Raw genomic sequence first — 12,360 nt, forward strand, 5'->3', positions numbered from 1 at the left:
GCGCCGCCCGGAGCAGGCTCGCTCCTACAGGTTCTCATCAGGCCTGAACGCTGAGGCCGTACTCGGCAGAAGCATCCTGCAGCCACAGCCACCAGTAATCCGAGAAGCTGCGACGAATCAGCAGTTCCCAGGTGTCTTCGGCGGTGTGACGGATCATCAGTTGCGACTTGGCGAACACCGTGCCGACGGCTTTACCCACCGGGAAGTTGTTCGGGTGCACGTCGTAGCTGGTGGACTTCATCAGCACCTGGCGCACGTTCGGGCCGCTCAGTTCGAGGAGTTGCTGGCCGCCGCTGACGTTGACGATTGCAATGTGCAGATCGCCCAGCGCTTCGCGCAGTTTCTGCTCGGCGGCAAGCTCTTCACCGGTCGGCACGATCAGCAGCCACTCATCCGGCCCCATCCATTGCAGGCTGGTTTCGCCTTTGACGATGACGGTCAGCGCACCCGGCAATTCGATGCCGAGGGCTTTGTGCACACCGGCGGCAAACGCGGCATCGTGGCCATCGCCACGAATCGTCAGGTGGCCGAGGAGTTTCTTCTCACGCACGTTCACGCCGGCGTTCTTGCGGCCCTTGCCCACCAGGCTGGCGAGGTCGGCGTGATGCAGCGACGACTCGGCCTTGGCCCCGGAGGTTGGGCGTTGTTGGTAAACATTGGCTGCGGTCATAAAGCACCTTTCCTGAATTCTGTTGATGGTGCGGTTGCCTCCTGTAGGAGCCGGCTTGCTGGCGATCCAAACGACGCGGTGTATCAGATGCACCGCGTTATCGTTCATCGCCAGCAAGCTGGCTCCCACAGTCAAAACCACATCCGGCAATCACACGTTCTGGCGTTCGCCCTTCGGATCGAAGAACACCGAGGAAACGATTTCCGCCTCGATCACGCTGCCGTCGGCCAGCGGTGCGAACACGCGCTCGCCCATGCGCTGCAACCCGCCCTTGACCACGCCCATGGCAAACGAATAGCCCAGGGAGTTGTGCAGGTAGCTGGAGGTCACGTGACCGACCATGGTCATCGGGATCGCCTGCTTGGTGTTGAACACCAGTTGCGCGCCTTCCGGCAGCCATTTGTTCGGATCGATCGGCTTCAGGCCAACCAGTTGCTTGCGCTGATCACGCACGCAGTCTTCACGGTTCATGCCGCGCCAGCCGATCCACGAGAACGGTTTGGTGCGACCGACACACCAACCCATGTTCAGGTCGTCCGGGGTCATCGAGCTGTCAGTGTCCTGACCGACGATGATGAAGCCCTTCTCGGCCCGCAGCACGTGCATGGTTTCGGTGCCGTACGGGGTGAGGTTGTACTTCTTGCCAGCGTCGACGATTTTTTCCAGGACGCCCATCGCATAGTCGGCTTGCACGTTGACTTCGTACGACAGCTCACCGGTAAACGAAATCCGGAATACCCGCGCTGGCACACCACCCACCAAACCTTCTTTCCAGGTCATGAACGGGAAGGCTTCGTTGGCGAGGTCGATGTCGGTGACTTCAGCGAGCAGCTTGCGGCTGTTCGGCCCGGACAGGGTCATGGTCGCCCAGTGGTCGGTCACGGAGGTGAAGTACACCTTCATGTCCGGCCATTCGGTCTGGTGGTACAGCTCCAGCCACTGCAGCACGCGAGCGGCGCCGCCGGTGGTGGTGGTCATGACGAAATGGTTGTCGGCCAGGCAAGCCGTCACACCGTCGTCGAAGACCATGCCGTCTTCTTTGCACATCAGGCCGTAACGCGCCTTGCCCACATCGAGCTTGGTCCAGGCGTTGGTGTAGACGCGGTTGAGGAACTCGCGCGCATCCGGGCCCTGGATGTCGATCTTGCCCAGGGTCGAAGCATCGAGCAGGCCGACGCTGTCGCGCACGGCTTTGCATTCGCGCTTCACTGCCGCATGCAGGTCTTCACCGGATTTCGGGAAGTACCAAGGACGTTTCCACTGGCCGACGTCTTCGAACTCGGCGCCGCTTTTCAGGTGCCATTGATGCAGTGCGGTGTAGCGCACCGGCTCGAAGATGTGCCCACAGTGACGACCGGCCACGGCGCCGAAAGTCACCGGCGTGTAGTTCGGGCGGAACATGGTGGTGCCCATCTGCGGGATGGTCACGTTCAGCGAGCGGGCAGCGATGGCCAGGCCGTTGACGTTGCCGAGCTTGCCCTGATCGGTGCCGAAACCCAGCGCGGTGTAGCGTTTGACGTGCTCGACCGACTCGAAACCTTCGCGGGTCGCCAGTTCAATGGCGGCGGCGGTGACGTCGTTTTGCAGGTCGACGAATTGCTTCGGCGCCCGTGCGGTGTTCTTTTCATGGGGCACCTGGAACAGCGCCAGGGTCGGCTCTTCGAGACGGCTCAGGGCTTTGGGCAGCACGCCTTCGACCGACTGGAAGCCAGCTTCGGCAGCAGCGCGAACGCCACCTTCAAAACCATCGGCCAGGGAATCGCCGAGGCCGTAGACTCCGTTGATGCCACCGACGCACACGCGTTTCTGCGGTGCTTCGCCCGGTACGAAACCGAGGATGTCTTCACGCCAGATCGGCTTGCCACCCAGGTGCGAAGCCAGGTGAACCACCGGGCTGTAGCCACCGGAGCTGCCGATCACGTCGCAGTCGAGCCATTCGCCCGGGCTGGTCACGGTGTGGGCTTTGACATCGATTGCGGCCACGCGGGCAGCGGTCACGTGCTTGCTGCCACGGGCCTCGATCACGGCGCTGCCGGTGAGGATGCGAATGCCTTTGGCGCGGGCTTCTTCCACCAGCGCACCACGCGGATTGCTGCGGGCGTCGGCGATGGCCACCACTTGCAGGCTGGCATCGAGCCAATCCAGGGCAACGCGGTAGGCGTGGTCGTTGTTGGTCGACAGCACCAGCTTCTTGCCCGGTGCCACGCCGTAACGACGCACATAAGTCGAGATGGCGCCGGCGAGCATGTTGCCCGGCACGTCGTTGTTGCCGTAGACCAGTGGACGCTCGTGAGCGCCGGTCGCCAGTACCACGCGAGTGGCGCGGACCCGGTGGATACGCTGACGCACCTGGCCAATCGGTGCGCGGTCGCCGAGGTGATCGGTCAGGCGCTCGTGAATGGTCAGGAAGTTGTGGTCGTGGTAGCCGTTGACGGTGGCGCGCGGCAACAGCAGCACGTCCGGGGTGTTCTTCAGTTCGTCGATGACGCTGGCCACCCACTCCATCGCAGGCTTGCCGTCGAGGCTTTCGCGGGAGTCGAGCAGGCTGCCGCCGAACTCTTCCTGTTCGTCAGCCAGGATCACCCGGGCACCGCTGCGCGCAGCCGCCAGTGCAGCGGCCAGACCCGCAGGGCCGGCACCGACGATCAGCACGTCGCAGTGCTGGTTCATGTAGTCGTAGGTGTCCGGATCGTTCTCGGTCGGCGAGCGACCCAGGCCGGCAGCCTTGCGGATGTACTTCTCGTAGGTCATCCAGAACGATTGCGGGTACATGAAGGTTTTGTAGTAGAAGCCCGGCGGCATCAGCTTGCCGCCGACCTTGCCGAGAATCCCCATCATGTCGTTGTTGACGCTCGGCCAGCCGTTGGTGCTGGTGGCGACCAGGCCTTGGTACAGCGCCTGTTGCGTGGCGCGCACGTTCGGGATCTGCGTGGCTTCGGTGGCGCCGATCTGCAGCACCGCGTTCGGCTCTTCTGCGCCAGCGGCGAAGATGCCGCGTGGACGGGAATACTTGAAGCTGCGACCGATGATGTCGACGCCGTTGGCCAGCAGTGCAGCGGCCAGGGAATCGCCTTCGAAGCCTTTGTAGTTCTGGCCGTTGAAGGTGAAGGTCAAGACTTTGTTGCGGTCGATCCGTCCGCCGTTGGACAGGCGATTGATCTGGCTCATACCTTCTCTCCCAGAGCCGTGCTGGCCGCTTTCGGGCTATCGGTCTTGTCGGTGAATTGTGGCTTGGTGCCGATCTTGTAGGTTTCGAGAATCTCGTAGGTCACGGTGTCGCGGGTGACGTTGAAGTACTGACGGCAACCGGCGACGTGATCCCACAGCTCGTGGTGCAGACCGCGCGGGTTGTCGCGGAAGAACATGTAGTCGCCCCACTCCTCGTCGGTGCAGGTGTTCGGATCCAGTGGACGCGGGATGTGCGCCTGGCCGGATGCGTGGAATTCCTCTTCGGAGCGCAACTCGCCGCAGTGAGGACAGAAGATATGCAACATGGGGATTTCTCCTGTTAGTGGGCAACCGCAGCAGCGCCGTGTTCATCGATCAACGCACCGTTGTGGAAACGGTCGATGGAGAAAGGTGCGGCCAACGGGTGCATTTCACCCTTGGCCAGGCTCGCGGCAAACACGTTGCCCGAACCAGGTGTGGCCTTGAAGCCGCCGGTGCCCCAACCGCAGTTGAAGAACATGTTCGGTACCGGGGTTTTCGAAATGATCGGGCAGGCATCCGGCGTGGTGTCGACGATGCCGCCCCACTGACGGTTCATGCGTACGCGCGAGAGCACCGGGAACATCTCGACGATGGCCTGGACGGTGTGCTCGATCACCGGGTACGAACCACGCTGACCGTAGCCGTTGTAGCCGTCGATACCGGCGCCGATCACCAGGTCGCCCTTGTCGGACTGGCTGATGTAGCCGTGTACGGCGTTGGACATGATCACGCTGTCGATAATCGGCTTGATCGGTTCGGACACCAGCGCTTGCAGCGGGTGGGATTCGATCGGCAGGCGGAAACCGGCGAGCTTGGCCATGTGCCCGGAGTTACCGGCGGTCACTACGCCGACGCGCTTGGCGCCGATGAAGCCCTTGTTGGTTTCAACGCCGATGCACACGCCGTTTTCCTTGCGGAAACCGATCACTTCGGTCTGCTGGATCAGGTCCACGCCGAGGGCGTCGGCGGCACGGGCAAAGCCCCAGGCCACGGCATCGTGACGGGCCACGCCGCCGCGACGCTGGACGGTGGCGCCCATCACCGGGTAGCGAGTGTTCTTGGAGCAGTCGAGGTACGGAATCTCGTCGGCAACCTGTTTGGCATCGAGCAGTTCACCGTCGACGCCGTTGAGGCGGTTGGCGCTGACCCGACGCTCGGAATCACGGATGTCCTGCAGGGTGTGGCACAGGTTGTAGACGCCGCGCTGGGAGAACATCACGTTGTAGTTGAGGTCCTGGGACAGGCCTTCCCACAGTTTCATCGCGTGTTCGTACAGGTGCGCCGACTCGTCCCACAGATAGTTGGAGCGAACGATGGTGGTGTTGCGCGCGGTGTTACCGCCGCCCAGCCAGCCTTTCTCGACCACGGCCACGTTGGTGATGCCGTGTTCCTTGGCCAGGTAGTAGGCCGTTGCGAGACCATGCCCGCCACCGCCGACGATGACCACGTCGTAGACCTTTTTAGGGGTCGGCGTGCGCCACATTTTCTGCCAGTTTTCATGATGGCTGAGAGAGTGTTTGAAGAGGCCGAAGCCCGAGTAGCGTTGCATAGTCATTTACTCCAAAACCGCACTCAGCGATAAACCGGGAAGTCCGCGCACAGGGCTGCCACTTGCTCGGCGACATTGGCCTCGACATCGGCGTCGCCGAGGTTGTCGAGGATGTCGCAGATCCAGCCGGCCAGCGTGACGCACTGGGCCACCTTGAAGCCGCGAGTGGTCACCGCCGGGGTGCCGATGCGCAGGCCGGAGGTCACGAACGGCGACTGTGGATCGTTCGGGACAGCGTTCTTGTTCACAGTGATGTGGGCGCGACCGAGGGCTGCATCCGCCTCTTTGCCGGTCAGGCCCTGACGGATCAGGCTGACCAGGAACAGGTGGTTGTCGGTACCGCCGGACACTACATCGTAGCCGCGTTTGATAAACACGCCGGCCATGGCCTGGGCGTTGTCGATCACTTGTTGCTGGTAAGCCTTGAAGCCTGGCTCCAGCGCTTCCTTGAAGCACACCGCCTTGCCAGCGATCACGTGCATCAGCGGGCCGCCCTGGGCACCCGGGAACACTGCCGCGTTGAGCTTCTTCTCGATTTCTTCGTTGGACTTGCACAGGATCAGGCCGCCACGCGGACCGCGCAGGGTCTTGTGGGTGGTGGTGGTGACCACGTCGGCGTAAGGCAGCGGGTTCGGGTACAGGCCGGCAGCGACCAGACCGGCGACGTGCGCCATGTCGACGAACAGCAGTGCACCGACCTTGTCAGCGATCTGACGGAAGCGTGGGAAGTCGAGGGTCTTGGAGTAGGCAGAGAAGCCGGCAACGATCATCTTCGGCTTGCACTCGACGGCCAGGCGCTCGACTTCGTCGTAATCGATCAGACCGGTTTTGGTGTCGATACCGTACTGCACGGCGTTGTACAGCTTGCCCGAGGACGACACTTTGGCGCCGTGGGTCAGGTGACCGCCGTGGGCCAGGCTCATGCCCAGGATGGTGTCGCCGGCTTGCAGCAGGGCCAGGTACACGGCGCTGTTGGCCGAGGAGCCGGAGTGCGGCTGGACGTTGGCGTAATCGGCGCCGAACAGTTGCTTGGCGCGCTCGATGGCCAGCGCCTCAACCTTGTCGACGTGCTCGCAACCGCCGTAGTAGCGCTTGCCCGGATAACCTTCGGCGTACTTGTTGGTCAGGCCGCTGCCTTGCGCTTCCATGACGCGTTTGCTGGTGTAGTTCTCCGACGCGATCAGCTCGATGTGATCTTCCTGACGTTGCTCTTCGGCATTCATCGCCGCCAGCAGTGCATCGTCGTAACCCTGGATCTGGTCTTGCTTGCTGAACATCGCGTCTCTCCCAGCGGCGGCGGTGCGCCATTCGTCTCGGTGAGGCACTGGTTTTTCGGCAGTGCCCTTTGATAGCGATGGTATGACTGGCTTCGAAGGGTCAAATGCCTACGGGCGCCACGCAAAGGTGCGTTTACGACATGGCGGGAAATGGCGAGTCAAACACGATCCTCAATTCATCGAGAAACCCTGTGGGAGCTGGCTTGCCAGCGATGGCGTCAGCACATCCAGCATTTATGGCGGCTGATCCACCGCTATCGCTGGCAAGCCAGCTCCCACAGGATCATGCAACGATCTGGCGGAGAAGTAACAACATGAGGAAATGCACGGGATACAGCGCATATGCCCATCGCCGCATCGGGGGTGGTTTTACGTCACGGGCGTGTCGCAATAAGAACAGCCCCAGCCATGGCGCAATCAGACAAGTGGCGATGGCCGCCATGGCCACGTGATTGCCCAATGGAACGGAGTAATACAGCACCTGCCATTGATTGGCGGCCAGACAAACCAACCCTGGCAACAGGGCGAAATACCACGGGCGATGGATCACCCAAAGCAGCACCAGCGGCAACAACACGCCAAAAAAACCGAACATCAATCGCTGTGAAAAGAACACCGCCAAAACCAGCGCGCCGACTGCCAGCAGCCGCGATTGCAGGGTCTGTTGCTGCCAACCCCGCGCCACCAGCAAGCCAAGCGCAAGCGTGGGCAGCACGTTCAGCGTGTCAGGGTTGGGTATGAACAGGCGGTAGGGAATTTCGCTGGCGGCACTAAACAGCAGCAACCATCCCAGATAACGCCACTGCCCACCGCTCGCCTGCGCCGGCTTGCGTGCCAGGTTCGCCGCCATCGCCAGACAAAACCACGGAAACGCCAGGCGTCCCGGCACATACAGCCAATCGGCGGAATAACCGACATATCGCAGGTGATCGAGCACCATGCTCAGAAGCGCCAGCCACTTGAGCAGATCCAGTGCACCGTCGCGCTGCCTTAAGTGCATAGTCGCGTGCATAATCGTCCTTCGATTGTGTATTTTCCCGACAGCGACATCCCGTGTGCGCCCCTGATGATCTTGGGTAAAGTGCGCACCCTCATTGACCACGGAACGCTTCACCATAGGCGTCCCGACCACGGAAGCAGGCCATGACCGACAAGAGCCAACAATTCGCCAGCGACAACTATTCCGGCATCTGCCCAGAAGCCTGGGCCGCCATGGAACAGGCCAACCACGGCCACCAGCGCGCATACGGTGACGACGAGTGGACCGCCCGCGCCTCCGACGATTTCCGCAAGCTGTTCGAAACCGACTGCGAAGTGTTTTTCGCCTTCAACGGCACCGCCGCCAACTCGCTGGCGCTGTCGTCGCTGTGCCAGAGTTACCACAGCGTGATCTGCTCGGAAACCGCCCACGTCGAAACCGACGAATGCGGCGCCCCGGAATTCTTCTCCAACGGCTCCAAACTGCTGATCGCCCGCACTGAAAACGGCAAGCTGACCCCGGACTCGATCCGCGAGGTCGCGCTCAAGCGCCAGGACATCCACTACCCGAAACCTCGCGTGGTGACCCTGACCCAGGCCACGGAAGTCGGCAGCGTCTACACCCCGGACGAAATCCGCGCCATCAGCGCCACCTGCAAGGAACTGGGCCTGAACCTGCACATGGACGGCGCGCGTTTCTCCAACGCCTGCGCCTTCCTCGGCTGCACCCCGGCTGACCTGACCTGGAAGGCCGGCGTGGATGTGCTGTGCTTTGGCGGCACGAAAAACGGCATGGCGGTGGGCGAAGCGATTCTGTTCTTCAACCACAAACTGGCTGAAGACTTCGATTACCGCTGCAAGCAGGCCGGGCAGCTGGCGTCGAAGATGCGCTTCCTGTCGGCGCCGTGGGTCGGGATCCTGGAAAACGACGCCTGGCTCAAATACGCCAACCACGCCAACCGTTGCGCGCAATTGCTCGCAGAGCTGGTCAGCGACATTCCCGGCGTGGAGCTGATGTTCCCGGTACAGGCCAACGGCGTGTTCCTGCAACTCTCGGAACCGGCCATCGCCGCGCTGACCGCCAAGGGCTGGCGTTTCTACACCTTCATCGGCAACGGCGGCGCACGTTTCATGTGCTCGTGGGATACCGAGGAAGAGCGTGTGCGTGAGTTGGCCCGCGACATCCGCGAAGTGATGTCTCACTAACGCCACAAACCCTGTGGGAGATTCTATGGTTGAGGGGAAGCCCTCAACTGGCTTTTGGTTGGTATTCGCTCTGCCCCTTCAGTAGGGCGAATACGATCCGAGCAAGCTTGCGAGCCAGTATCACCAGTGCCTGAGTGGTGCTGAAGCCTCGAGCTCTTTGCTCTTCGTAAAAGCCTTTCCAGGCTGACGTTCGGCTGGCCGACATCGCCGCGTTGTGCAAAAGCCGGCGGGCTTCCGGGTCACCTCGCTTAGTCAAACTCCGGCGACCGTCTTTTTGTCCTGACTTCGACACTCGTAAATCCATCCCCAGAAAGGCGATAAACGCATCCGCGCTTCTGAACTCGCCCCGCTGAAACGTCGTGAGCAAACGGGCTCCGGTCAGAAATCCAATGCCTTCAACTTTCAGGCAACGCTTCAACTGACCGAGCAAACCAGCTTCTTTGAGACGATCGTTAATCGTCTTTTCGACCAGCGTTTCAAGCTTTTGCATGGACTTCACTTGCTCGGCGAAAGCAGATTTCAGCAGCGGCTCATTCGCCCAGCTTTGCACCAGCCCGACCCGCGCCTGAACCAAGGCTGCGCGACGACGAAAAAGGCTCAAGAGCTGGCGGTACAGCGGTGATGGCGGGGTCCAAGGGTGAAGATCATCACCTTCGTTCTTCAGATAGCGAGCGAGCAGTCTGGCATCCAGCGCATCGGTTTTGGCGCGGATATTCACCCCTTTGCGGTAATGGCTGAGTTCATAGCCACCCACCATATAAATCACGCAGCCGGCCTCATAGGCCAGATCGGCAAACTCCAGGTGATAGATATTGGTCGACTCAATGGCTACAGCAACAGTCCCCGACAGGACCTTCAACCAATGCTTGATGGCTGTTTTGTTGTTGGGGATCTCTTCGAGCAGGTCAAGTTCGGCGTGATAGATCACCAGTTCGTTCTTGGCGACATCCACGCCTACGATCGGCTTTTTGACAGAAACCGGCATTGCCATTGGATTTCCTCCGGGATATGGTTTTGAGCACTTGAAGGGCTCACCCAGAGGCGCAGGCTTGTTCCTATCGTCGGTCTAGCCAGATGCATTCTTTATCGGCGCTTGGGTGAAAGGAGGAGGGGCGAAATCTCCCACGGATCTGTACTGCGTCAACAGTCAGAATCGGGCTTTGTCCCTCCTCCTCCCTTCAAGTCCTACCATACAAGCGGGCTTGCCCGCGATGAGGCCCGATCATTCACCAGATCTGTTGGATGAAGCTATCGCGAGAACGCTCACTCCTACAAAAGCCATCCGCATTCCCTGACAGTCCGCACCTGAAGACTTCGTCTACATTGTCTGTCGAGCCGATCCGCTCGCATAACAACAATCAGGAGCGTCAGCATGTCATTGCAAGGAAAAACCCTGTTCATCACCGGCGCCAGCCGCGGGATCGGTCGTGAGATCGCGCTGCGCGCCGCACGTGATGGCGCCAACATCGTGATCGCCGCCAAAAGCGCCGAACCCCACGCCAAGCTGCCGGGCACGATCTTCAGCGTGGCGCAGGAAGTGGAAGCGGCGGGTGGCAAGGCACTGGCCTTGCAGGTGGACGTGCGTGAGGAAGATGCGGTGCGTGAGGCCCTGGCCCGGGCCAACGAACATTTCGGCAGCATTGATGCTCTGGTCAACAACGCCGGGGCGATCAAGTTGACCGGTGTTCAGCACATCGAACTCAAGCGCTTCGACCTGATGCACCAGATCAACACCCGCGCTGTTTTGCTATGCAGCCAGGCGGCACTGCCGTATCTGAAAAAGTCTGGTGGACACATCCTCAACCTGTCCCCGCCACTGAACCTGGCCACCCAGTGGTTCGCCCAATACAGCCCCTACACAGTCACCAAGTACGGCATGAGCATGCTGACCTTGGGCATGAGCGAGGAATTCAGGAATTACGGGATCAGCGTCAACTCGCTGTGGCCACAGACGATGATCGCCACCGCCGCGATCGAGTTTCAGCTGGGGTCGAGGGAATCGTTCAAGCATGCGCGTACGCCAGCGATCATGGCGGATGCGGCGCATGTGATCCTGAGCAGCGCAAATCGCAGTTTGACCGGGCGTTTGCTGATTGATGAGGAAATACTGCGGGAGAGCGGCATTACCGAGTTCGAACACTACCGGTTCGCCCCCGACAGCGCCGACAAGCTGATGACGGACCTGTTTGTCGACTGAACACCCTCCCCTGTAGGAGCGAGCCTGCTCGCGATGGACGTCAACGATGACGCTGGCAACCTGGCACCCCGCGGCGCTCTCAGGTTCATCGCGAGCAGGCTCGCTCCTACAGGGATTATTGCGTGACCATCAAAACTCGATCCGCACGTCGCCTTTCGGCACGCTGCAGCACGACAGAATGAACCCTTCGGCTTCGTCTTCCTCGGTGATCCCGCCGTTGTGTTCCATCTCCACCTCGCCACCCAGCTTCAGCACCTTGCAGGTGCCGCAGATGCCCATGCCGCACGCTTTCGGAATCATCAGGCCGACCTTGGCCGCCGCTGCATGCACGGTCTCGCCCGGGGCCACGCGGATGCTCTTGCCGGAGGTAATGAACTCCACTTGATGCAAGTCTGCGGCGTCGACTTCCGGTGCCTCGGCCGCCTGTTCGGCGTGCTCCACTGCGTCCGCGCGCGCCTCTGGCGGGGTCGCACCGAAGGATTCTTCGTGATAACGCGACATGTCGAAGCCAGCGGCTTCCAGCAAGCGCTTGACCGCATTCATATAGGGTGTCGGCCCGCAGCAGAACACTTCGCGCTCAAGGAAGTCCGGCGCCATCAACTCAAGCATCCTGTGGTTCAGATAACCGCGATAACCGGCCCAGGGCTCACCCATGCCGTGCTTCTCGCAGATCAGGTGCAGGCTGAAGTTGTCGATCCGCGACGCCATGTGTTCCAGCTCGCGGTGGTAAATGATGTCCTTGGGCGAACGGGCGCTGTGGATAAACACCATGTCGACATTGCCGTTGGTGTCGTAGAACCAGCGCGCCATGGACATGACCGGTGTGATACCCACGCCGCCGCTCAGGTAGAGTACCTTCGGCGCGGTGAAGTCCATGGCATTGAACAGCCCGACCGGGCCGTGCACCGCCAGTTCCTGGCCTTCATGCAGGGTGTCGTGCAGCCAGTTGGACACCTTGCCGCCCGGCACGCGCTTGATGGTCACCGAAAAGCTGTACGGCACCGATGGCGAGCTGGAAATGGTGTACGACCGCATGATCGGCTGGCCTTCGATTTCCAGCTCCAGGGTGACGAATTGCCCCGGCTTGAAGAAGAACAGGATCGGCTGGTCGGCCATGAAGCAAAAGGTGCGCACATCCCAGGTTTCCTGGATGACTTTGACGCAACGGACGATGTGACGACCATTGGCCCAGGTCTGGGTGGTTACCGGGTTCAGGAAGCTGTTGGACATGCTGATCTCCACGGCCGACTGTCGGCCTTCATGTTGGCGATTC

Annotated in this window: 10 protein-coding genes; 2 read left to right on the forward strand and 8 right to left on the reverse strand. The window is 61.1% G+C overall.

Annotated features, from left to right (window positions below; genetic code table 11):
* Window positions 1-37: 37 nt before the first annotated feature.
* The 6 genes from AB4O16_RS14135 to AB4O16_RS14160 all read right to left on the reverse strand — a co-directional run bounded on the left by AB4O16_RS14135 (window position 38) and on the right by AB4O16_RS14160 (window position 7,718).
* The gene (locus AB4O16_RS14135) at window positions 38-670 is read right to left on the reverse strand and encodes a sarcosine oxidase subunit gamma (protein ID WP_460157950.1); all 633 of its coding nucleotides are present in this window, start codon (window positions 668-670) and stop codon (window positions 38-40) included.
* Window positions 671-820: 150 nt separating this feature from the next.
* On the reverse strand, window positions 821-3,838 hold the full coding sequence (locus AB4O16_RS14140) for a sarcosine oxidase subunit alpha (protein ID WP_460157951.1): 3,018 nt from the start codon (window positions 3,836-3,838) through the stop codon (window positions 821-823).
* Entirely contained in the window at window positions 3,835-4,164 is a 330-nt protein-coding gene (locus AB4O16_RS14145; protein WP_046039383.1) for a sarcosine oxidase subunit delta, read from the reverse strand. Before AB4O16_RS14145 ends, AB4O16_RS14140 begins: the two co-directional genes overlap by 4 nt.
* A 14-nt stretch (window positions 4,165-4,178) precedes the next feature.
* Window positions 4,179-5,429, reverse strand: a complete 1,251-nt coding sequence (locus AB4O16_RS14150) for a sarcosine oxidase subunit beta (protein ID WP_038981138.1) — start codon at window positions 5,427-5,429, stop codon at window positions 4,179-4,181.
* A 23-nt stretch (window positions 5,430-5,452) separates the two neighbouring features.
* Window positions 5,453-6,706: a serine hydroxymethyltransferase gene (gene glyA / locus AB4O16_RS14155; protein WP_150719124.1), complete on the reverse strand. Its 1,254-nt coding sequence runs from the start codon at window positions 6,704-6,706 to the stop codon at window positions 5,453-5,455.
* A gap of 283 nt (window positions 6,707-6,989) precedes the next feature.
* The gene (locus tag AB4O16_RS14160) at window positions 6,990-7,718 is read right to left on the reverse strand and encodes a TraX family protein (protein WP_460158062.1); all 729 of its coding nucleotides are present in this window, start codon (window positions 7,716-7,718) and stop codon (window positions 6,990-6,992) included.
* 131 nt (window positions 7,719-7,849) lie between these two features.
* On the opposite strand from AB4O16_RS14160, the gene AB4O16_RS14165 reads away from it, so the two are divergent.
* The gene (locus AB4O16_RS14165) at window positions 7,850-8,890 is read left to right on the forward strand and encodes a threonine aldolase family protein (protein ID WP_460157952.1); all 1,041 of its coding nucleotides are present in this window, start codon (window positions 7,850-7,852) and stop codon (window positions 8,888-8,890) included.
* A gap of 43 nt (window positions 8,891-8,933) precedes the next feature.
* Here the strand turns inward: AB4O16_RS14165 and AB4O16_RS14170 are convergent, their stop codons facing one another.
* Window positions 8,934-9,881: an IS110 family RNA-guided transposase gene (locus AB4O16_RS14170; protein WP_460155370.1), complete on the reverse strand. Its 948-nt coding sequence runs from the start codon at window positions 9,879-9,881 to the stop codon at window positions 8,934-8,936.
* A 381-nt stretch (window positions 9,882-10,262) separates the two neighbouring features.
* Between AB4O16_RS14170 and AB4O16_RS14175 the strand changes: the two genes are divergently transcribed.
* Complete coding sequence (locus AB4O16_RS14175; protein WP_460157953.1) at window positions 10,263-11,087, forward strand: SDR family oxidoreductase; 825 nt, start codon at window positions 10,263-10,265, stop codon at window positions 11,085-11,087.
* A gap of 129 nt (window positions 11,088-11,216) precedes the next feature.
* Here the strand turns inward: AB4O16_RS14175 and gbcB are convergent, their stop codons facing one another.
* A complete protein-coding gene (gbcB, locus tag AB4O16_RS14180) occupies window positions 11,217-12,317 on the reverse strand; it encodes a glycine-betaine demethylase subunit GbcB (protein ID WP_160388469.1) in 1,101 nt (366 codons plus the stop codon).
* Window positions 12,318-12,360 lie beyond the last annotated feature (43 nt).

Source organism: Pseudomonas sp. S2_H10 (assembly GCF_054668285.1).